The 21,650-nt window shown below is 69.9% G+C and carries 16 protein-coding genes; 4 read left to right on the forward strand and 12 right to left on the reverse strand.

Annotated elements, in window-relative coordinates; translation table 11 throughout:
* Nucleotides 1-798 precede the first annotated feature (798 nt).
* Entirely contained in the window at nucleotides 799-1,059 is a 261-nt protein-coding gene (locus AC1DS4_RS06640) for a hypothetical protein (RefSeq protein WP_477624921.1), read from the forward strand.
* A gap of 109 nt (nucleotides 1,060-1,168) precedes the next feature.
* Here AC1DS4_RS06640 and AC1DS4_RS06645 read toward each other — a convergent pair whose 3' ends face one another.
* Both AC1DS4_RS06645 and AC1DS4_RS06650 read right to left on the reverse strand, forming a co-directional pair.
* Nucleotides 1,169-1,633, reverse strand: coding sequence for a hypothetical protein (locus AC1DS4_RS06645; RefSeq protein ID WP_477614787.1), 465 nt, complete (start codon nucleotides 1,631-1,633; stop codon nucleotides 1,169-1,171).
* A gap of 173 nt (nucleotides 1,634-1,806) precedes the next feature.
* Nucleotides 1,807-3,243, reverse strand: a complete 1,437-nt coding sequence (locus tag AC1DS4_RS06650) for a hypothetical protein (protein ID WP_477614786.1) — start codon at nucleotides 3,241-3,243, stop codon at nucleotides 1,807-1,809.
* 63 nt (nucleotides 3,244-3,306) lie between these two features.
* On the opposite strand from AC1DS4_RS06650, the gene AC1DS4_RS06655 reads away from it, so the two are divergent.
* Nucleotides 3,307-5,019: an NAD(P)/FAD-dependent oxidoreductase gene (locus tag AC1DS4_RS06655; RefSeq protein WP_477633563.1), complete on the forward strand. Its 1,713-nt coding sequence runs from the start codon at nucleotides 3,307-3,309 to the stop codon at nucleotides 5,017-5,019.
* A 59-nt stretch (nucleotides 5,020-5,078) separates the two neighbouring features.
* Here AC1DS4_RS06655 and AC1DS4_RS06660 read toward each other — a convergent pair whose 3' ends face one another.
* The 5 genes from AC1DS4_RS06660 to AC1DS4_RS06680 form a co-directional block, all read right to left on the reverse strand.
* The gene (locus AC1DS4_RS06660) at nucleotides 5,079-6,449 is read right to left on the reverse strand and encodes an SGNH/GDSL hydrolase family protein (protein WP_477633562.1); all 1,371 of its coding nucleotides are present in this window, start codon (nucleotides 6,447-6,449) and stop codon (nucleotides 5,079-5,081) included.
* A gap of 354 nt (nucleotides 6,450-6,803) precedes the next feature.
* A complete protein-coding gene (locus tag AC1DS4_RS06665; RefSeq protein WP_477614783.1) occupies nucleotides 6,804-7,535 on the reverse strand; it encodes a lysophospholipid acyltransferase family protein in 732 nt (243 codons plus the stop codon).
* Nucleotides 7,536-7,538: 3 nt separating this feature from the next.
* Nucleotides 7,539-9,104: a glutamine-hydrolyzing GMP synthase gene (guaA, locus tag AC1DS4_RS06670; protein WP_477633594.1), complete on the reverse strand. Its 1,566-nt coding sequence runs from the start codon at nucleotides 9,102-9,104 to the stop codon at nucleotides 7,539-7,541.
* A gap of 108 nt (nucleotides 9,105-9,212) precedes the next feature.
* Complete coding sequence (locus AC1DS4_RS06675; protein WP_477616300.1) at nucleotides 9,213-9,563, reverse strand: DUF3817 domain-containing protein; 351 nt, start codon at nucleotides 9,561-9,563, stop codon at nucleotides 9,213-9,215.
* On the reverse strand, nucleotides 9,556-10,299 hold the full coding sequence (locus AC1DS4_RS06680) for an SURF1 family protein (RefSeq protein WP_477633561.1): 744 nt from the start codon (nucleotides 10,297-10,299) through the stop codon (nucleotides 9,556-9,558). The genes AC1DS4_RS06675 and AC1DS4_RS06680 overlap by 8 nt, the downstream gene beginning before the upstream one ends.
* Before the next feature lie 100 nt (nucleotides 10,300-10,399).
* On the opposite strand from AC1DS4_RS06680, the gene AC1DS4_RS06685 reads away from it, so the two are divergent.
* Nucleotides 10,400-12,109: an ABC transporter ATP-binding protein gene (locus AC1DS4_RS06685; RefSeq protein WP_477633560.1), complete on the forward strand. Its 1,710-nt coding sequence runs from the start codon at nucleotides 10,400-10,402 to the stop codon at nucleotides 12,107-12,109.
* Between the two features lie 38 nt (nucleotides 12,110-12,147).
* Nucleotides 12,148-13,935: an ABC transporter ATP-binding protein gene (locus AC1DS4_RS06690; RefSeq protein ID WP_477633593.1), complete on the forward strand. Its 1,788-nt coding sequence runs from the start codon at nucleotides 12,148-12,150 to the stop codon at nucleotides 13,933-13,935.
* Between the two features lie 125 nt (nucleotides 13,936-14,060).
* Here the strand turns inward: AC1DS4_RS06690 and AC1DS4_RS06695 are convergent, their stop codons facing one another.
* From AC1DS4_RS06695 to AC1DS4_RS06715, 5 genes are all read right to left on the reverse strand, one after another.
* Nucleotides 14,061-14,849: a hypothetical protein gene (locus tag AC1DS4_RS06695; protein WP_477633559.1), complete on the reverse strand. Its 789-nt coding sequence runs from the start codon at nucleotides 14,847-14,849 to the stop codon at nucleotides 14,061-14,063.
* Between the two features lie 539 nt (nucleotides 14,850-15,388).
* The gene (locus AC1DS4_RS06700; RefSeq protein WP_477633112.1) at nucleotides 15,389-17,098 is read right to left on the reverse strand and encodes a GMC oxidoreductase; all 1,710 of its coding nucleotides are present in this window, start codon (nucleotides 17,096-17,098) and stop codon (nucleotides 15,389-15,391) included.
* A gap of 13 nt (nucleotides 17,099-17,111) precedes the next feature.
* On the reverse strand, nucleotides 17,112-18,704 hold the full coding sequence (locus tag AC1DS4_RS06705; RefSeq protein WP_477633111.1) for a succinic semialdehyde dehydrogenase: 1,593 nt from the start codon (nucleotides 18,702-18,704) through the stop codon (nucleotides 17,112-17,114).
* Nucleotides 18,705-18,774: 70 nt separating this feature from the next.
* Nucleotides 18,775-19,896 (reverse strand): GuaB3 family IMP dehydrogenase-related protein, encoded by a 1,122-nt coding sequence (locus tag AC1DS4_RS06710; protein WP_477614776.1) that lies wholly within the window; start codon nucleotides 19,894-19,896, stop codon nucleotides 18,775-18,777.
* A gap of 305 nt (nucleotides 19,897-20,201) precedes the next feature.
* A complete protein-coding gene (locus AC1DS4_RS06715) occupies nucleotides 20,202-21,578 on the reverse strand; it encodes a S8 family peptidase (RefSeq protein WP_477633110.1) in 1,377 nt (458 codons plus the stop codon).
* Nucleotides 21,579-21,650 lie beyond the last annotated feature (72 nt).

The following is a 21,650-nucleotide window of genomic DNA, read 5'->3' on the forward strand; positions in this document are numbered from 1 at the left end:
CGCCAGACCCGCCGGAGCACGCGACTCGAAACGTGGCCGAGCATCCGACAAACGGGCCGACCATGGACATACCGCGTCGAAAACCCATGAATGGCACCGATGTTCACCAAACTGAGGTTGCTGACCCATTGTGAACGCTACGGCGCTGAGTAGCATCCAACACGGGCGACGCAACGCATCCGGCAATGGGCCGGATCCTACGCACCCTTCTGACGGGAAGGATCCACGATGTCTCGACCCAACTGGCGAGTTTCCTTGGCGGTGATCGGTTCCGCTGTCCTGCTCGTGACGGGCACGCAGGCCGTCGCCGCCAAGGCTCCACCGTCTCAAAGCGTGTCCGCCTCGGGCATCATCAAGGCCTGCTACCAGAAGAACCAGGGGATGCTGCGACTGCTCGTCGGGAGCAAGACATGCCGACACTCGGAGGTCCCGATCTCCTGGAACATGCAGGGCATCCAAGGACCCGCCGGGCCCGCTGGGCCCGTTGGCGCAACTGGACCCGCGGGACCCGTTGGCCCCATGGGTGCCACAGGACCTGCCGGACCTGCGGGACCTGCCGGACCTGCCGGACCTGCCGGGCCTGCCGGGCCTGCCGGGCCCCAAGGCGCGCCGGGAATCACCGGGCTTGCCGGGCTGACGTGTCCGACCGGGCAGTCCGTGACGGGCTTCTCGGCGACTGGCGCGTTGGTGTGCAGCGGGACGACACCGCCGCCCACCTGCTCCTCCACGACACTGACGAACACGATCACCGGCATCAAGGACAATGACTTCGCACAGCACTGGCCCGGTGGAACGGTCATGCTGGGCACAGCCACCTGCAACGTCACCCTCCAGCGTCCGTCAGGCAGCATCCTGCTGATCGGCACCCTCGGTGACGCGTGGCAGATCACCGGGAGGACGGGCTTCGGCGCGGCCACCCTGACTGTCAACCAGCCGAGCTGCAACTCGCCGGCGGCGATCCCGAACGTGACGGCGAACCGGCCCTCGTGTTCGTCCGCCTACGTGGGGATCCTCGGTGGCAGCCTCTCGACCGCCTCGGTCTCCATCGCGGCCAGCTGACCGCTCACAACACACAGCTCAAGGGGGGCCGGTCCTGCGMCCGGCCCCCCTCCTCGTTGATGCACTGGTCGGGTCCAGCACTTCACCGTCCAGGAAACAGGCGTGTCAACTACGGCTCACGGTGCGCGGTGCGAGGGCGCAACCATCGGCGAGCTCCCGCCGCGGCGAGGGCACCAAGGCCCAGCAAGACTCCGATGTAGATCCCGTTGAACACCAGGGCAATGAGGAAGTTGATCGGCATGGGAAAGACGGGCTCGCCCCCTTCAGGCACCCAGTGAGCGAGCAGGAACTGGGTGGTAGTCAGCACGAACGCTCCATAGAGGGCGCACCGCACGATGCTCGAGGAGCGTCGCGTCCAACCGATGGCGAACCCGAACAGCACCGTGGCCACCAACACTGTGGCCCTGAGACCGACCGCCAGTTGATAGTCCGAGACGGAGGGCTCTGGGGCGTTGAGGAACACCGGCGCCCGGGTGGCGACCAGCGACAGGAGCCACACGATCAGCGCCGTGAGCAGGTACCTGTTCCAAGGCTGCGGCATCACCCGTCGGATCGGACTCGCGAACAGCTTCATGGCACCTCCTACGCGGTTTTCCATGTCGCACAATGGTTTCTACCTACAAACCATCTCGCCCCCCTCAACGCATGTCATCGGCCGCACGGTCCGAGTGCGTCATCCGGGCGGACCAGGGTTGTGGACCGGAGGACGACGCTGGCACCTTTTCGGCGCGTAGCCGTTGGCCGCAGCTATGCGATGTCGGGTGTGGTCAGGAATGCCCGTTCACCTGCGGCGTCCACCACGGCACCGATCCTGTCGTAGGTCGCCAGTGCGGCTTCGTGCTGAGCCCGGGCACGATCCAGGTCGCCCCCTGACGCGTAGATGCGACCGAGAAGCGAGGAGACCCGGGCCGCCTCGTAGGTCAGGTCGATCTCGGTGAAGAGCTGGTGCGCGTTGCGCGCCGCTCTCTCGGCGTTGGCGAGGTCACCCTCGGCGAGGAGGACCGCGGCCTCACCGGCGTCGGCGATCGCCCGCAAGGCGGGGGTCCGGTGGTTCAGCGCGATCTCGGCCAGCTCGATCGCGGCCGTGCGCGCCGTCGAGAGATCGTCAAGCATCAGGGCAACCTCGAGCTGAGTGGGCAGGAGCTTCGCTCGCTCCAACGCGCCCATGCCCTTGCCGCCGAGGATCCTCCGGAGGCCCGTCGCCGCGGCCCCCGGGCGACCCCGCTGGACGAGGGCCCGGGCAAGACCCGGCTGCGGCGTCACGCCCATCTCCTCCGCCTGCCGGAAGGCCTCCTCGGCCGCGTTGATCTCACCCATCTTGAGCCTGACCTCGCCCAGCTCCCGGAAGGCGAGCGCGGAGAACATCAAGTTGAAGGAGCCCAGCTCCGTGGTGGCTGTCAAAGCCTCTTCCTCGGCCTCGGAAAGGAAACCTCGCAAGCGCAGGATCTCGGCCCGGTGGACCCTGCAGACACCGGGGAAGCCGTTGATGGCCTGCCGGTCGCACCATCGCGTGGCCGCCTCGGTCCAGCGACCCGCCGCCTGCCAGTCGGCGACCTGTGCGTTGACCGCGATCATCATGCAGTAGATCATTCCGGTCGCCCGGGCACCCAGGTCCCCGGCCACCGCCCCTTCTGTCGCCTCCTCCACCATGGGCAGGCCCCGGTCGGGGTCGTCGCTGTAGACCAGGCCGATTCCTTGGAAGGCGTGTCCCAGGGCGAACAGGTCCTTGTCGCCATGGCGTGCGCCCAGGGCCTCGGCCTCCTCGGCACACCTGATCGCCGTATCGAGGTCGCCCTCGTCGCGGGCAGCGATACTGCGCGCGAAACTGAGCCACCCGTGCTCGGCATTCTCTGGCTGTCCCTCGAGCAACCGGGTGGCGTTCTGCAGCCACGCCGTGGCCGTGCCGCGCTCACCGAGGTCGCCATAGTGCTGGGCGAGGTCGATCGCCACGTGAGCAGCCCGGCGCGGGTTGCCCTGCTTCCGGTGCGTCTCGTAGGCGCGCTCACGAAGCGCCATGCAGTGGCGCATCTTGCCGATCCACCAGGCGCATTCGGCCATCTGGTCGAGCTCATCGGGACCCAGCGGTGCGACGGCGTCCGCCGCCGCGAAGAGCTGAAACGCCTCGCCCCACGCGTAGCGCGACACCGCCTCGCTGGCCCCAGGCAGGGTCGAGGGCTCGGTCATGTCGTCATTGTCTCAAGAAAGCCGGGGCTCGTCGCTGACGAATCTATGACGCCACAATGGGGCGTGGCCCTCTTCCCGGCTCCGCGCGACGTCGACCCACCCGAGCGACGTCCCGTCATCCTGGCCGTCGACGATGATCCGGACGCCATCGAGCTCCTGGGCGGGGAGCTGAATGACCGATACGGCCGGGCGTACCAGATACGGACTGCCCGGGCGGCCACCTCGGCTCTGAACCAGCTGACCGCGCTGCAGGAGGCGGGCGAGCGGGTGGCTCTGGTCCTGTCCGACCAGTGGCTACCCGACGGCACGGGGTGCGAGCTTCTGGCCCAGGCCAGGGAGCTCTTCCCACACTCACGCCGGCTCCTGCTGATCTCATGGGGCGAGTGGGCGATGGATGCCACGGCCCACCCGCTGCGCCGAGGGATCGGCCTCGGGCAGATCGACTACTACGCGATCAAGCCTTGGCGCGCAGCCGACGAACTGTTCCACCGGACAGTGACCGAGAACCTCCACGAGTGGGCCGGCTCAGACGCTTCACTGTCGAGGGAGCTGACGATCGTCGCCGAGGCGGGCAACGCTCGCGCCTCAGAGCTGCGCAGCCTGTTGAGCCGAAACCGGGTGCCCTTTGTCTTCCACCCAACAGGTTCGGCAGCAGGAACGCAGATCCTGGAAGAAGTCCGCGCGGCCGACGCTGGCGTTCCCGTCGTCGTCCAACGCAATGGGCGGGTTCTGGTCGACCCGACCAACGTCGAGATCGCCGAAGCGTACGGCGCACGCACCCGACTGCAGGGCTCCCGCGACTACGACGTCACCGTCGTGGGCGCCGGGCCCTCCGGGCTCGCCGCGGCCGTGTACGCCTCCTCGGAAGGGCTACGCACCCTCGTGATCGAACGCGAGACGATCGGCGGGCAGGCGGGGTCGAGCTCGCTCATCCGCAACTACCTGGGCTTCCAGCGTGGAGTCACCGGTGCCGACCTCGCCACTCGGGCGCACCAGCAAGCGTGGGTGTTCGGGACCACGTTCCTGCAGATGTGCCAGACCCAGGCGATCCGCACCGACGCCGACCGGCTGTACCTGACCACGTCGAACTGTGCGGAAATCGCGACTGGCGCGGTCGTCCTCGCCACGGGAGTCAGCTATCGCAGGCTGGGCATCCCGTCCCTCGACGAGCTGGTCGGACAAGGCGTCTTCTACGGTGCCTCGGCCTCAGAGGCGGAACGGTTCACCGGACGTACGGTCTTCGTCGTGGGGGCCGGCAACTCGGCCGGCCAGGCCGCCGTCCACTTGGCCGCGCACGCACACAAGGTGACGATCCTGGTGCGGCGCACCACGCTCGCCGAAACGATGTCGCGCTACCTCATAGAGGAGATCGAGGGACAGCTCAACATCGACGTTCGCTACCGAACCGAGATCGTCGACGGCGCGGGCGACGGAGAGCTCGAGAGCCTCACCCTTCACGACTCCGGGCGAGGCGCCACCGAGACCCTGCCTGCCGACGCGGTGTTCATCCTGATCGGCGCGAAGCCGCACACGGACTGGCTGCCCGAACAGGTCGCCCGCGACCGCTACGGCTTCGTCGTGACTGGGGCCGCGAGCAACGGCTGGCCGCTGGCCCGGGCGCCCTTCGTGTTCGAGTCGTCGATGCCGGGGGTCTTCGCGGTCGGCGATGTGCGTTCGGGTTCAGTGAAGCGCGTGGCATCTGCCGCCGGAGAAGGGTCCGTCGCCATCCAGCAGGTGCATCAGTACCTCCAGCTGGTGGAATCTGCGGGCAGTTGACCTGGCGGCGTACCAACGCGCCGCACGCCTGCAGCCTTCATCTCTGTACGCACGAAGCGTCAACTGACGCCGAGCAGCTGCTTCACGGTCGGCATCAGCAGGTCCTTTTCAGCCGCATACCCCGTCGTGTTGGGGTGGAAGCTCTGCGAGCAGACATGGTTGACCACGTATTCGGACGGACAGTTGCGGATGGCAGCAACGTTCTGCTGCAGGTCGTTGATGTACGGCCCGGCGACGTCACCGCAAATCTCATGTCCGGTGAACAACTGCCGTACATCGACAAAGGTGACGTGCGGGTCGTCCGCAGCGGTGTTGGCGAGCGCGTAGTCGACCGCGTTGACCGTGAAGTTGAGGCTCACCTGGTTGTTGATGCCAATCTCGTTGCAGCCCGCATGTCCACCCACCGGGAAGAAGGCTGGGTACCCGACCTGAATGATCCTGACGTTGTCGTCGACGTCTTCGATCGTGCCCCACAGCGACTTCAGCTTCAGCATTGCTCCGGATATCCCGTCCGGGCTGGCGTGTGTCCTGATGGCGGCGTCGCAGGTCGCGTCAGATCTCGGGTGCCCGACCAGGACGTTGATGCAGCCGTCCAGGATCGAGCCGAACCCCAGGTCGTCGCCGGTGACGCTGAGGATGACAACCTTGATGCCCGGAACCACGACGTCCGACAGGCGGGGTGAACCCTTGAATCCCAAGAGCACCTGGTCGGTGGTCGCGCCGGAGCAGGCTACGAAATTGGCCTCTGGCACCCCCATGAGTGGTGCGTAGGCGACAGGGGAACGGTGGCAGCCGCTGTGGCCATCGGGAGCGACCTTGGTGTCCTCGTAGTAGTCGACTGATAGTGGGTTGCCGGGAAGGCCGTTGTTGAAGGTGCCCTCACCGGAGGCGAAGGAGTCACCCAGCACGGCAACGTGCCGGCCTTGTTCGGGCGTGAGCTTGTCGTCGCTCGCCAGTGACGGGGGCACCGTACTGGTGGCCCGGGTCAGGTTGACCACGCCGGGCGCCTGAAGGGTGGTCGGGATCTTGGCATTCGGTCCCACGAATGCGAAACACATGTCCCTGGGCAGGGTCAGGATGGCGTGGTTCACCACGTTGTACCCACCACCTTGGACGGTTCCCTGTGCTCCACCTTGAAGGCATGCGGGGTTCTTCCAACTGACCTGATCCGCGTGGATGCTGCTGGTGCCGTCAGGGGTAAACATCGCGGCATCGCCTAGTTGCACGAACCCGTTCCCGTCACCGGTGAACCACAGGTGGTAGTTGGCCACGCGATAGGCCCGGAGGCCGGCGTCGTCGAACGCGTAGACAGGTCCGAATTGGTAACGCTCGTTCGATCCATCGTTGCCCGTACAGAGAACGGGCCAACAATCGACGATTTCCTCGTTCGGCTCCATCCCCATCGAAGGGGGTGCCGAGTTCGGCATCATTCCCTGAAGGTTGGGAGCTGCCGAGGCCGAGTTGGGTGGGTTCGAAGGCGCAGGCCCAGATCGGGTCGAAGTGCGAGCCACGTTCGAGGCTGCCGTCGTGTTCGTCGAGCCCCCCGAGCAGGCGGAAGTAGCCAATGCGGTGACGGCAATCGCGGCACACGCGAGGGAAGCGCCTCGGTTGGCGGGTCTTGCCATGGTGGACGTCCCGTCTCCCAAACCGAAGCTGCCGCAGTTGCGGGGGCTCATCGGGCCTGGCCAAGCGACTCGGTGACCAGAGACGAGGAACATCCTGTTGTCGAGTAGACGCCCAGCGTATGAGGCGGAGAGCAGGACAGGGAGATACGAATGTATGACTCAGCTGCCCAGGGACGCCTTCACGTCGGAGGCGTAGAGGCCGGAGCGCTCCTGGCCGGACAGCTCGCCGATCGCGTCCATGGTGGCGTCCGTGATGGCCCTCAGGAGCGCCGCCTTCTGGAACTGAGCGGACAAGCCGGCCACGTCGACCGGCATACCAAAGCGCACGGTGACCTTCGCCGGCCGGAAGCCGTTGGACCCAGAAGGCTGGACGTGGTCGGTGCCGATCACGGCGCACGGCAGCAACGTTGCGCCCGTCGAGAGCGCCATGCGGGCGACCCCGGTGCGGCCGCGGTGCAGGCGGCCGTCGGGTGAGCGGGTGCCCTCGGGATAGACGCCGAACGCCTCCCCCTGGCGCAGGACGTCCTCGGACATCTCCAGCGACGCAGCAGCAGCCCGCGGGTCGGAACGGTCCACGGGGATCGTCCCGGCAGTCGAGTGGAACCACCGCACCGCCGCGCCCCGCAACCCGGAGCCCTGGAAGTACTCCGCCTTGCCGAGGAAGTGCACCTGCCGACCGGAGGCCAGGGGGATGACGATCGAGTCGATGAACGACAGGTGGTTCGACGCGACGATGAGGCTGCCCTCGCGCGGCACGTTCTCGCGGCCCTCGACGTGGAGGCCGGTGAGCAGCTTGAGCGGCGGCCCGATGAGGACGTAGCGCATCACGGCCCGGCTCACGGCGTCGTTGACGCTGGCCGTGCTGAGGCCGCGAGCCTTACCTGGCCGCACGCACTACTCCCACTCGATGGTGCCCGGCGGCTTGCTCGTGACGTCGAGCACGACCCGGTTGACCTCGCGGACCTCGTTCGTGATCCGGGTCGAGATCTTGGCCAGCACGTCGTAGGGCACTCGGGTCCAGTCGGCGGTCATCGCGTCTTCGGAGGACACCGGACGCAGCACGACGGGGTGACCGTAGGTGCGTCCATCGCCTTGCACCCCAACGGATCTCACGTCCGCGAGCAGCACCACGGGGCACTGCCAGATGTCGCGATCCAGCCCTGCCGCAGACAGCTCCTCACGGGCAATGGCGTCGGCAGCACGAAGAATGGACAGCCGTTCAGCGGTCACCGAGCCGACGATCCGGATGGCGAGTCCGGGACCCGGGAACGGCTGGCGCCAGACGATCGCCTCCGGCACCCCGAGCTCGAGCCCGACCTGGCGGACCTCGTCCTTGAACAGTGACCGCAGCGGCTCGACGAGCTTGAACTGCAGGTCCTCGGGGAGCCCGCCCACGTTGTGGTGGGACTTGATGTTGGCCGCGCCGGTGCCACCCCCGGACTCGACGACATCGGGATACAGGGTCCCCTGCACGAGGAACTCCACCGGGTGCTCCGAGTCCCCGCGGGTGCCGACGACGTCACGCGCCGCCTGCTCGAACACCCGGATGAACTCACGCCCGATGATCTTGCGCTTCTCCTCCGGGTCGGACACCCCGGCGAGCGCGGACAGGAAGCGCTCGCGCGCGTCCACGACGACCAGGTCGACACCCGTGGCCGCCACGAACTCCTTCTCGACCTGCTCGGCCTCACCCGAGCGCAGCAGCCCGTGGTCGACGAAGACGCAGGTGAGCTGGTCGCCCACGGCCTTCTGCACCAGGGCCGCGGCTACCGACGAGTCGACGCCACCGGACAGGGCGCACAGCACGCGCGAGTCGCCGACCTTGTCGCGGATCGACTCGACGAGCTCCTCGACGACGTTCGCGGCGGTCCAGTCTCCCGAGAGCCCCGCGCCGCGGTAGAGGAAGTTCTCGAGCACCCGCTGCCCAAAGGTCGAGTGCATCACCTCGGGATGCCACTGCACGCCGTAGAGCCTGCGCGAGTCGTCCTCGATCGCAGCGACGGGCGCGCCGGCAGTGGAGGCGGTGACCGCCATGCCGGCGGGCGCCTCGGTGACCGAGTCGCCGTGGCTCATCCAGACCGACTGCTCCAGGGGCTGGCCGTTGAAGAGCGTCGACTCGGTGTCGGAGATCTCGGCCGGCGTCGCGCCGTACTCCCCCAGCCCCGTGTGGGCCACGGTGCCGCCGAGCGCCTGGGACATCGCCTGGAAGCCGTAACACATGCCGAACACCGGCACCCCGGCCTCGAGCACGGCTCGGTCGAGCTCAGGTGCGCCATCGGCATACACGGAAGATGGGCCCCCCGAGAGCACGATGGCCGCCGGGTCCTTGGCCAGCATCTCGGCCGTGCTCATGGTGTGCGGCACGACCTCGCTGTAGATCTTCGCCTCGCGCACGCGCCGCGCGATCAGCTGGGCGTACTGCGCGCCGAAGTCGACGACGAGCACCGGACGCGCCTGCAGGGGCGTGGCCGGCTCCTCCGAGCGTTCAGCGTCGGGTGCCTCGACCCGGTCGTCGTCCTGGGCCTGGGTCACCACGTCGGCGGCTGCGGGGTCGCTCACGCGCACAGGTTACCGGCGGGCTGCTGCCAGCCGCGCCTCGGTCTCACTCGCGACCACGCGCTCGGCCCAGAACGACAGGAACGGCACGACGCCGGCGAGCATGACCAGCACCATCCGACCGAGCGACCAGCCCACCTTGAAACCGAGGTTCGCCGTGGCGACCAGGTAGACGATGTAGATGAACCCGTGCGGCTGCGGCCACCAGTCGAGCCAGTCCTTGGAGAAGCCGTACTTGAGGATCATCTCAGCGACGAGGATCAACAGCCCCGTGCCCACGACGAACGCCATCACCTTGAAGAAGCCGAGGGCCTTGCGGGCCGCCTCGACGTCCTTGATCTCACTCACACGGGTCTCACTCACGCTGGGCATCCTCTCGCACCATCCTGAACCACATGAACGCGGCAAAGCCGCCGAAGATCCACCACTGCAGCGCGTATGCCGCGTTGCGCCACTTCAGCCCGCCCGTCACCTCTGGTGGCGGCACCCTCTCGAGCCCGGCTGGGGCCGAGAGCGCGACGCCGCTGGGGGCTCTCTCCGTCTGGGCGAAGACGAACGCGTTGTAGAGCTCGCCGGGCCACTCGTTGACGAGCAGCGAGAAGTCGATCGACCCGCGCGCGGGTCGCGGCCAGGGCGGCACACCGGTCGGCGCCGAGGCCGGTGCCTCCCCCGGCGCCAGCGAACCGTCGACGGTGACCGCGCCCGTCGGTGGCTCGAGCGGCTGGGTGACGTCGGGGACGAAGCCGCGCACCACCGCGAGCCGGGCGCCGGTCTCGGTGACGTCGAGCGGCGTCACGACCCAGTAGCCGGTCCGTCCCCCGAGCCGGCGGGGACCGACGAGGAACTGGTCGGCCGCGGCATACGTGCCGATCGCGGTGACCGCACGGTTGGACTGGGGGTTCGGGAAGGCCTGGTGCGGGTGGACGACGCTGTCGATGAGGGCCGGACGCGCCTCGTGTGCCTTGCGCAGGGCGTCGGCGAGGCCCTTGTCCTGGGCCACGTGCAGCTGCCAGAGCCCGAGCTGGGTGCAGGCGGCGATGATGACGAGCAGGAGGGCGAACAGGCCCAGCCACCGGGGCTTGAGGGCGGTTCGCAGCACCGGGTCAGGCTACGGGACGCCCGGAGTCGTCGAGGACCGACCGGGCGGACGGAAAATCGGTGTCGGAGCGTCGGCGCCGCGGCCTACGGTGGGGACCCTGATGCAGACCATCCCGTTCCCCGACCCGGGCCGACCCGACACCCGCAGCACGATGCGGTTCATGCTCTGGGTCGGTCGGCAGCAGTGGCGCACCCAGGTGCTCGGGATGCTGGCCGGCATGGCGTGGATGCTGGCGATCGCGCTGGTGCCCGCCGCGGTCGGCAAGGGCGTCGACGACGGCATCGTCCCGGGTGACCTCGGTGGCCTGGTCCGCTGGTCGCTCGTCCTGATCGGGCTCGGAGCGGTCTGCGCGGTCACGGCGGCGATCCGGCACTACTTCGCCGTCTACAACTGGTTGTTCGCGTCCTACCGGGGTGCGCAGCTCACCGCCCAGGGCGCCGAGCGGGCCGGGCCGGCGCTGACGCGGACCATGCCCTCGGGCGAGGTGGTCGCGGTCTTCGCCAACGACGTGATGCGCCTCGGCGGGCTCTACGACGTGATGGGCCGGTTCTCGGGCGCCGTCGTCAGCTACGCCGTCGTGGGAGCGATCCTGCTCGCGGCCTCCCCTGCGCTCGGCTGGCTGGTGCTGCTCGGTGGCCCGGTCATGCTGGCCAGCCTCAGCCTCATCGTGCGGCCCCTCCAGCGACGTCAGGCCAGGCAGCGCGAGGAAGCCGGCAAGCTGACCACGCTCGGCGCCGACACGGTCGCCGGACTGCGGGTGCTGCGCGGCATCGGCGGCGAGCAGACCTTCCTGCGCCGCTACGAGCAGCAGTCCGCCAGGGTCCGAGAGCGCGGCTTCCAGGTGGCAGGCATCCAGGCGGCGCTGGACTCGGCAGAGGTGCTCATCCCCGGCATCTTCGTGGTCCTCGTGACCTGGCTGGGCGCTCGTGAGGCGGTCACCGGCGACATCACGGCCGGCCAGCTCGTCGCGTTCTACGGCTACACCGCGTTCCTCACCATGCCGCTGCAGACCGCCATCGAGGTGGTCGACCGCGGCATCCGGGCACAGATCGCGGCCGGCAAGATGCTGCGGGTCATGGCGGTCCAGCCCGACCACGATGCCTCTCGGCCCGGAAGCGCCGCCGTGCCCGCCGACGACGCCGACCTCGTGGACCCCTTGTCCGGCACCGTGGTCCGCGGCGGGCTGCTGACGGCCATCGTCTCGGCGCGACCCGAGGAGTCGGCCGCCGTGGCCGACCGGCTGGGTCGGCACGGCCCGGGCCCGCACCAGACGACGTGGGGCGGCACGCGGCTCGACGACCTGTCGATCGCCGACGTGCGCCGTCACATCGTCGTCAGCGAGCCCGATCCGCGGCTGTTCACCGGAGTCCTGCGCGAGCAGCTCGGAGGCGACTCCGACCGCGAGGTCGTGGCAGCCCTCACGACCGCGAGCGCTCTCGACGTGCTGGATGCCGTCCCGGACGGTCTCGACGGCACCGTCGAGGAGCGCGGCCGCTCCTACTCGGGTGGTCAGCGGCAGCGGCTCGCCCTGTCGCGGGCCCTGCTCACCGAGGCGCCGGTCCTCGTGCTGGTGGAGCCGACCAGCGCGGTCGACACCCACACCGAGGCCAGGATCGCGGTACGCCTCGCCGCGCACCGTCGCGGGCGCACGACCGTGGTCACCACCGTCAGCCCTCTCCTGCTCGGGCAGGCCGACGACGTCGTGCTCCTCGAGGACGGGCTCGTCGCGGCCACCGGCACGCACCGCGAGCTGCTGGCCCACCCGGCATACCGACACATCGTGATCCGCGGAGAGGAGGACGACCAGTGATCACCGACCACGCCCGTCGCACGCTGCCGATCGCCGACATGGCCGGCGTCTGGCAGCACACCCGCGGACTGGTGCGCGAGCACCGAGGCCTGGTCACGCGCGTCCTGGGGCTGCACGCCCTCGCCGCGCTCGCCGCCCTCGCCGCGCCCTGGCTGGTCGGACGGCTCGTCGACATCGTCAGCGGGCACCGCGGCGACACCGGCACCGTCGACAAGATCGCGATCGGCCTCGCCGCCGCGGTCGTCGCCCAGACGGCGCTGACCTGGGCGGCCCGGCGGTGGTCGTTCATCCTCGGCGAGACGGTGTTCGCCGAGCTGCGCGAGCAGTTCGTCGGGCGCGCGGTCAACCTGCCCCTGTCCACCGTCGAGCGCGCCGGCACCGGCGACCTCGTTGCGCGCACCACCAACGACGTGGAGGCGCTGTCGCACGTCGTGCGCTTCGGCATCCCTTCGCTGTTCGTCGCGTCGATGACGGTGCTGATGACGACTGTCGCGGCACTCTTCACCTCACCGCTCGCCACCCTGCCGATCCTGCTCGGCCTGCCGTTCTACTGGTTCTCGACGAGGCGCTACCTGCGGCACGCGTCGGATGGCTACCTGTGGGAGCGGGCCACCTATGCCCAGCTCAACGGCGTCGTCGCCGAGACCGTCGACGGAGCCCGCACCATCGACGCCTTGTCGCTCGCCGACGCGCGGCGGGCGCGGTTCCACGAGGCGCTGCGTGAGTGCTTCCACGCCGAGCGCTACACCCTGGGACTGCGGCTGCACTGGTTCCCTGCGGTGGTCTTCGGCTACTACGTCCCGACGGCCGGTGCGGTGCTCTGGGGCGGCTGGCTGGCCATCAACGGCCACATCACGGCTGGCGCGGCGACGGCGGTGGCGCTGTACATCCACCAGATGACCAACCCGCTCGACGAGGTGCTCGGCTGGCTCGACGAGATCCAGGTGGGCGCGACGTCCCTGGCCCGGGTGATCGGGGTCGGCGACGTGCTGCCCGACCGCGTCGCCACCGGGGAGCAGCCGTCAGGTTCCGACCTCTCGGTCGACGACGTTCGCTACGCCTACCGTCCCGGTCACGACGTGCTGAGCGGGGTGTCACTGGACCTGCGTCCGGGCGAACGCCTAGCCATCGTCGGCCCTTCCGGCGCGGGCAAGTCGACGCTCGGCCGGCTGATGGCAGGCATCGACGGTCCTCGCGAGGGCAGCGTCGAGGTGGGCGGCGTGCCGCTGGTCGACCTCACGCTCGGCCAGCTGCGCGGCGAGGTCGCCCTGGTCACGCAGGAGCACCACGTGTTCGTGGGCACCCTCGCCGACAACCTCCTGCTCGCCCGGCCCGGCGCCTCTCGCGACGAGCTCCACGAAGCCCTCCGGGCTGTCGACGCCCACGAGTGGGCCGCCGACCTCCCCGAGGGGCTCGACACCGTCGTGGGCAGCGGTGGGCACCCGCTCGGGGAGGCCCAGTCGCAACAGGTTGCCCTCGCCCGCCTCGTGCTCGCCGACCCGCACACCCTCGTGCTCGACGAGGCCACGTCGCTGCTCGACCCTCGCGCCGCCCGCCACCTCGAACGCTCCCTGGCGGCCGTGGTCGAGGGGCGCACCGTGGTCGCGATCGCGCACCGGCTGCACACCGCGCACGACGCCGACCGGGTCGCCGTGGTCGAGGACGGCGTGGTCAGCGAGATCGGCACCCACGACGAGCTCGTCGCTGCCGATGGCCCGTATGCCGCGCTCTGGGCTTCCTGGCGCGACCAGCCGAACGCCGCCTCCGGCGTAGCTGGCGTGGCTGGCGTCGCTGGCGTGGCTGGCGGCACCAGCGCCCCCGACTGACCCACCGCTCTGAGTCGAGAGTGCACGACACGCTGACGGATGGCCCGTGCGGTCAGCGCGTCATGCACTCTCGACTGGGGATGGCGGGGGAACCGACGGCCCGGTAAGCGGCGGAGGTCAGGCGCTCAGCAGATGTCCAGGGTTCTCGGGTCGAGGTCGAGGGCGCCTGCGAACCGGCGCAGGCAGTCGATCCGGCGGGCTGGTCGATACACGTCCTCGGCGAAGATCTCGAGAACGCTCCAGTCCTCGTCCTGCGCCAGAGCGCTGCGACTTGCATCGTGGCTGCGTCGGCGGATGGAGCCGTGGTCGCTGCCCTGGTACTCGCCGATCACGCGCTGGGATTCCCAGACGAGGTCGCCCTCCAACAGCCAACCGCCGTCGCGGTGGAAGACGTTCCGGTTGACCGCAGGCTCGGGGAAGCCTGCGCGGACGAACATCACCCGAGCTCGGGTCTCCATGGGCGACCGGACCGGCGCACGCACCAAGGTCAGGGCCTCGTCCAGCAGGGCTCGCCCCCGAGGCCGAACCCTTCGGTCGAGCGCCGCGGACATCAGGCGATGGCCCTCCTCAGCGCCGTCCGGCCCTTGCTCGCCCAGGCGCCAGCGACCACCCAGCCTCGTGGCGACCTCGTCGCCGACCACGATCAGGTCGTCCACCTCCAGCCCTCGATCCACGACCTCACCCAGGTCGACCCAGGTGTCGGCGAGTCCGGTCACGGGCAACCCGCGCAACCTCCCCGTCCCGCGTCGCTCGAGCCCGCGATGTCCGATGCAGCCTTGGCGGCGGATCTGGGCGTGCTCTGTCGAGCGCATCACGTCGAGGTCGGTCTGCGCCTCGAGGGCGCCGGGCAGGGGCAGACCCCAGAGGTGGCACGCAGTGATGTGGCTGAACGCCACGTCGTCCGGCAGTCCCACCAGGAACGCGCGCGCGCGCTTCGCGGTTGCTCGGCCGATCGCCCATCCGGACTGCCCGGGTCGGCCGGTGGAGCGCCGCGTCGCGAAGGCGCCAAGGCGCCATACCTGACTCGCGCGCGTCGGCCACGGAGAACGGCGCACGGGCGAGCTCGGCTGGCAACCACTGCAGTCCCACCGGCGACACTGTGGTGCACCTGCGCCGCCCACCCGGCCGGTCATCCACAGGCGGCCGGCCCCGGCCGATCGAGAGTGCACGACACGCTGACGGATGGCCGGCCCGGTCAGCGTGTCGTGCACTCTCGACCGGGCCTCGCAGAAATCTTCCAACTACCGCGTAACCCCTGCTCAGCGGGGTCGTTGTCTGGGTGGTGTGGCTGGAGACCCACCCCCCGGCTCGTCTCCAGCCACACCACCTGGGACGGTGGTCGGCACAAGGCAGGGGTTTGTGTCGCCCGCCGTCTTTGCGGTCCCCGGGGTTGCTCAACCAGAGCCGGTGAGTCGCGTCGGTGCGGGCCGGAGTTGGCTGGCCGCACCTGCGGTCAGACCTTCGCGCTGTCGTGGGTGTAGCGGGTGACGGCGGGGTTGGCGGCCTTCACGGCTTCGAGACGGTGGTAGGCCTCACCCTGCGCCGGACGCGGGTCGGTCTCGCCCTTGTTGGGCCACAGCGACATCGCACGCTCGGCCTGCGCGGTGATGGTCAGGGAGGGGTTGACCCCCAGGTTCGCCGACACCGCTGACCCGTCGACCACGTGCAGCTGCGGGTAGCCCCAGACCCGCTGGTAGGGGTCGACGACCCCGCGCTCGGGGGTCGAACCGATGGTGACGCCGCCGAGGAAGTGCGCCGTCAGGGGGATGTCTGCGATCTCGCTCAGGCCGCCGGTGGGATAGGTCGGGACGCCGGTCGCCTCCCTCAGCCTGCGCGCCAGGGCCTTCATGGCGTCGTGCCCGGCAGGGATATAGGTCGGGTTCGGCTCACCGTGTCCCTGTCGCGAGGTCAGCGTCCGTCCACCGAACCTGCCGCGCACGCCCGTCACCTGCAGGGAGTTGTCGCGGCTCTGCATGACCAGCCCGATGATGGTGCGCTCACTCCACCGGTGCTGTGACAGCGAGCGCACGAAGACGGCTGGGTGGCGGGCCACCTCGCGCAGGAACATCACGGGCCTCGGCAGCGAGCCCCCGGGCACGAGCAGGGTGGCCACGAGACCGACCGCGTTTGAGCCCGGACCGTACCGACAGTTCTCCACGTGGGTGTCGGCGTCCGGATGGAACGACGTCGTGATCGCCACGCCCCGGCTGAGCTCCATCCCCTCTTTCACGCGGTGCATCGTGACACCGTTGATCGCCTCGGAGTTGGTGCGGGTCAGGTGGCCGAGCCTGGCGGACAACCGCGGCAGCACCCCCGTCTGGCGCATGGAGTGCAGCAGCTTCTGGGTGCCCCACGTCCCCGCCGCGAACACCACCTGGTCCGCAGTGACGGTATGCCGGGCGCGCCGGAACCACGCGCCGCTCGCCTCGTGCGTCACGGCATACCCGCCGCCGCGCCGCGGGGCGACACGGACGACCGTGCGCATCGGCTCGATGGTCACGCCGAGCGTCTCGGCCAGGGCAAGGTAGTTCTTCACGAGGGTGTTCTTGGCACCGACGCGACAGCCGACCATGCAGTTGCCGCACTCGGTGCACCCGGTGCGGTCAGGGCCGGCGCCGCCGAAGTAGGGGTCGGGCACACGTGTGCCGGGCATGCCGTAGAACACCCCTGTGGGGGTCTTGCGGAACGTGCCGCCGACGCCGAGGTCGTCGGCGGTCCGGCGCATGACGTCCTCGACGACGCCCTCACACGGGTTGGTGACGGCGCCGAGCATCGTCGAGGCGGTGTCGTAGTGGGGGGACAGCTCGGACTTCCAGTCGGTGATGTCGCCCCACTGGCGGTCCTCGAAGAACGACGCGGGCGGCACGTAGAGGGTGTTGGCGTAGTTGAGCGAGCCACCACCCACCCCGGCCCCGGCGAGGATCATGACGTCGGGAAGGCGGTGGACCCGCTGCACGCCGAAACACTTGAGGCGCGGCACCCACAGATAGCGGCGCAGGTCCCACGACGTCTTCGGAAGGTCCTCGTCGCGGAAGCGACGGCCGGACTCGATGACGTGGACCCGGTAGCCCTTCTCGGCCAGCCGCAGCGCGGCGACCGAGCCACCGAAACCGGACCCGACGACCACGACGTCGTAGTCGCGGTCAGGCGCGCTCGGGGTCACCGACGACCCAGCCTCATCGACGACCCAATGCCTTGAGCACCGTGAGCGCACTCGTCATCAGCCGGGCGTAGGTCTCCTCGCCCATGCCTGCGACCGGTGCGATCGGCAGGACGTACTGAGCCGTGACGTTCTGCGACTCGGTGTACTTGAGGATGCCCTCGCTGCCGTGACGGCGACCCACGCCGGACTGCTTCATCCCACCCATCGGGGACGCGATGCTCCCCCAGGCCGCGGCATACCCCTCGTTGATGTTGACGGTGCCGGCCTGGATGGCGGTGGCGATGCGGCGACCCCGCGCCACGTCGCGGGTGAAGACGGCGGCGTTGAGGCCGTAGTCGGTGTCGTTGGCCAGCCGGATCGCCTCCTCGTCGCTGTGCACCCGATAGATCGACACGACCGGACCGAACGTCTCGTCGTCGCGCAGCAGCATCGCGGCGGTGACGCCCTCGATCACGGTGGGCTCGTAGAAGTACGGGCCGAGGTCGGGGCGAGCCCGGCCGCCGGCAAGCACCCGAGCCCCCTTGGATCGGGCGTCGTCGACGTGGGCGGCCACCCGCTCGAGCTGTTGCGCCGAGACGAGCGAACCCATGTCGGTGCCATAGGCGAGCTCCGCCCCCAGCCGCATCTGCCCAACCGCCGCCACGAACCTGCGGGTGAACTCGTCGGCCACCGACTCGTGCACGAGGAGTCGCTCGATCGAGATGCACAGCTGCCCAGCCGAGGAGAAGCAGGCACGGACCGCACCCTCCACCGCCTTGTCGAGGTCGGCGTCGTCCGCGACGTACATCGAGTTCTTGCCGCCGAGCTCGAGCGAGTAGCCGACCAGACGGCCCGCCACGGAGGTCGCGACCGCTCGGCCGGTCTCGGTCGAGCCGGTGTAGCAGACGTAGTCGGTGAGGTCGACGACCGCCTGCCCGACGGTGGGGCCGTCGCCGAGGACGACCTGGAGGACCGACTCGGGCAGCCCCGCCTCCGTCAGCAGCTGCACCGCGCGGAGCGCCGTGAGCGAGGCCTGCTGGTCGGGGCGCAGGACGACGGCGTTGCCGGCCATCAGCGCGGGGATGGCGTCGGTGATCGCGAGCGAGAGCGGGTAGTTCCACGGGCTGACGATGCCGACGACCCCCCGCGCGTGGTGGTGGACCGTGCTCTGCGTGAGCACCGGGAAGAGCCCGGCACGGCGGCGCGGGCGCAGGTATGCCGCCGCGGAGCGGGCGTAGTGCCGCGCCACCAGGGCGACGTCGGCGACCTCTTCGAACGCCTGGCGACGGGTCTTGCCCGACTCGAGCTGGACGAGGTCGAGCAGCTCGACCTGTCGTTCGAGGACGAGGTCGTGGTAGCGCAGGAAGATCCGCTCACGCAGCTCCATCGGCGTGCGCGACCACGAACGCTGCGCCGACCGTGCGGCATCCACCGCGACGACGACGTCCTCCCGGGTCGATACCGGCAGCGACGCCAGGGGCGCTCCGGTCAGCGGGGTGTGGCTCACGAACTGCGCAGCTCGGGGGGCCGCGACCACCCGGCGAGCGAGCCGTCGGGCGAGCGCCGGGTCCACGGCATACGTCGCGGTGGGGTCGGTCTCGGGGTCGGCGATCAGGTCCGGAGCCATGCACGCAGCCTAGGTCCGGCGACCCTTTGTTACCAGCAGTAAGTTGGCGACCTTGCCCACATCCGGGTGGTCAGCTGCGCTGGTAGGGCGCGACCACGACCTCGACCCGCTGGAACTCCTTGAGGTCGGAGTACCCCGTCGTGGCCATGGCCCGTCGCAGCGCCCCGATGAGGTTGGTCTTGCCGTCGGCGGTGCGTCCCGGGCCGAACAGGATCTGCTCCAGGGGCGCGAGGGCGCCGACCTCGACCCGCTCGCCACGCGGCAGCTCCGGGTGGTGCGCCTCGGATCCCCAGTGGTGGCCGCGACCAGGAGCGTCGGTGGCGCGCGCGAGCGCGGCTCCCAGCATGACGGCGTCGGCACCGCAGGCCACGGCCTTGACGATGTCGCCGCTGTCGCCCATGCCGCCGTCGGCGATGACGTGGACGTAGCGGCCGCCCGACTCGTCGAGGTAGTCGCGGCGGGCCGCAGCCACGTCGGCGATCGCGCTCGCCATCGGCGCGTGGATGCCGAGGGTGCGTCGCGTGGTGTGCGCGGCTCCACCGCCGAAGCCCACGAGCACGCCTGCCGCGCCGGTGCGCATGAGGTGCAGCGCTGCGGTGTAGGAAGCGGCCCCGCCGACGATGACGGGGACGTCGAGCTCGTAGATGAACCGCTTGAGGTTGAGGGGTTCGGCGCGACCGGAGACGTGCTCGGCGCTGACGGTCGTGCCGCGGATGACGAACAGGTCGACCCCCGCGTCGATGACGGTCTTCCAGAACTGCTGGGTGCGCTGCGGGCTGAGCGCACCCGCGGCGGTCACTCCGGCCTCGCGCACCTGGCGCAACCGCTCGGTGATCAGCTCCGGCTGGATCTCGGCCGAGTAGATCTCCTGCATCCGCGCGGTCGCCAGGGCGGGGTCGAGCGTGGCGATCTCGGCGAGCAGCGGCGTCGGGTCCTCGTAGCGGGTCCAGAGGCCCTCGAGGTCCAGCACCGGCAGGCCGCCCAGCTTGCCGAGCGCGATGGCGGAGTCGGGGGACATCACCGAGTCCATCGGCGCCGCGATGACCGGGATGTCGAAGTGGTAGGCATCGATCTGCCAGCCGACGGACACGTCCTCCGGGTCTCGGGTGCGCCGCGAGGGCACGACGGCGATGTCGTCGAAGGAGTAGGCCCGACGGCCCCGCTTGCCTCGGCCGATCTCGATCTCAGTCACCGCGCAAGGCTATCGGGAGCCGCGATGCACGGTGCGACACCGTCCGCGCGGGATCTTGGCACCGCACCCCCTCGGTCCGGCACGCGTGCGCGCTTGACGTCCCGTCGCCGAGTGAGGGGGCGGCCGGCGACGGGACGCCCTTTATCGTCACAGCGGACCGTGTCCGGCCGGTTGCAACGACGTCCTTGGCGATCCCCCTGCCTGAACGCTGTAGCGCTCGTGTCGTCACCCTAGGTCGCCCACGCGCCCCGCGACTCACCCAGATTGCGTATGCCCGCCCCGCACGGGCGCGTGAGACGCCCGCTCTACGAACCGGCTGCTCCGGAGGCGCTCACCAGGCCGTGACCGAAGAAGGAGGTCCACCCGTCGGAGCCGCCGTAGCACCTGAGCCGTTCGTCGGACGGCCCGAGAGGCTCCCAGCCGGCAGGGCAGGCCATCGGTGTCGCAGAGCGCTCCAGGGCTGCCATGACCGCGCTCGGCGACCAGCCCGGGTGGCGCTGGATGAGCAGCGCCGCGACGCCCGTCGCGTGCGGTGCCGCCATGGAGGTGCCGTTGAGGTACACGTAGGTCGCCCCGTGGTCGATGACGGTGATCCCGGGGAAGACCGCCTCGAGGGGGTCGAAGCCCGCCCAGATGTCACTGTCCGGCGGAACGGCACCCAGGATCGCGTCCTGAACGGTTCCGGTGGCGGAGAAGTAGTCCCCACCCGGTGCCGCGACGTCGCCGCCGACGCTGGAGTAGCCCGCGATGTTCATCGTGTAACCGGGGTAGCCGACCGGACCGGTAGCCGAGACCGTGACCGCACCAGGCAGCTCAGCCGGCAGCACCCGGCAGCTGTTGTGGACGACCCGCTCGATCGGGGTGTCGTCGGGCCCGTCAGGACTGATGACGTCGAGGATGGGGTGCCTGAGGTCGGCCTCCTCGTTGCCGTTCGCGGCCACGATGAGAACACCCCGCTGGCGGGCGTAGCGCGCGGCCGAGGAGATGTCAGCCGCGAGTGCCCGCTGTTGGGCGTCGTTGCCGCAGTAGTAGAGGTACGGGTCGGCGAACAGGCTCAGGTTGACCACGTCGAGGCGCAGGTCGCCGGCAGCCCTCAGGGCATCGGCCACGGCGTACGCGAAGCAGTAGCCCGGCATCGTGCAGGCCTTGAGCGCGACGATGGTGGCCTTCGGCGCGATCCCGGCGATGCCGATGCCGTTGACGGGTGCCGCGATCTCCGAAGCGACGTGCGTGCCGTGGCCGGAGCGGTCATAGACAGCGGACTTGTTGGTGCAGTCACCGTTGCCGGCCTCCGAGACGCTCGCCAGCCCGGCGAGGATGGCGGGGTCGTCGCTGTGGATGAAGGAGCAGGACGAGGCCAGGTCCAGGTTGGGCGTGATGTCGGGGTGGCGGAAGTCGATCCCCGAGTCGATGACGCCGACGCGCACGCCGGCGCCGTCCGCCAGCGCCCGGGTGGCGCCGTTGGCGCCGATCAGGGCCATGTCCCACTGGCAGGCGGCCAGCGGTTCACTGCTGGGAGCTGCGAACACCCCGTCCCACAGGTCGTGGCAGATCGCGCTCAGCTCACCGGTCGTGGCGGCTTGGGTGCGCTGGGTGGCACCCACGGCGGTGCCGGTCAGAGCGGTCGTGGCGAGGGCGACCGCGGACATCGCGGTCAGGAGTCGCCGGTGGGATGTGCGCATGGTCCACCTCCGGGCCCGGTGCCCCCGCGCATCGAGGGCACGACCACGCTAGGTCGACCCCCGCGCCCGCGG

This window comes from Pedococcus sp. P3_C7 (genome assembly GCF_056402615.1).

What these genes read in the sequence shown, in the direction of transcription:
- AC1DS4_RS06640 (WP_477624921.1), top strand. Translation starts at nt 799, where the DNA reads ATGCTGGGCACAGCCACCTGCAACGTCACCCTCCAGCGTCCGTCAGGC.
- AC1DS4_RS06645 (WP_477614787.1), bottom strand. Translation starts at nt 1,633, where the DNA reads ATGAAGCTGTTCGCGAGTCCGATCCGACGGGTGATGCCGCAGCCTTGG.
- AC1DS4_RS06650 (WP_477614786.1), bottom strand. Translation starts at nt 3,243, where the DNA reads ATGACCGAGCCCTCGACCCTGCCTGGGGCCAGCGAGGCGGTGTCGCGC.
- AC1DS4_RS06660 (WP_477633562.1), bottom strand. Translation starts at nt 6,449, where the DNA reads ATGATGCCGAACTCGGCACCCCCTTCGATGGGGATGGAGCCGAACGAG.
- AC1DS4_RS06685 (WP_477633560.1), top strand. Translation starts at nt 10,400, where the DNA reads ATGCAGACCATCCCGTTCCCCGACCCGGGCCGACCCGACACCCGCAGC.
- AC1DS4_RS06690 (WP_477633593.1), top strand. Translation starts at nt 12,148, where the DNA reads ATGGCCGGCGTCTGGCAGCACACCCGCGGACTGGTGCGCGAGCACCGA.
- AC1DS4_RS06705 (WP_477633111.1), bottom strand. Translation starts at nt 18,704, where the DNA reads ATGGCTCCGGACCTGATCGCCGACCCCGAGACCGACCCCACCGCGACG.
- AC1DS4_RS06715 (WP_477633110.1), bottom strand. Translation starts at nt 21,578, where the DNA reads ATGCGCACATCCCACCGGCGACTCCTGACCGCGATGTCCGCGGTCGCC.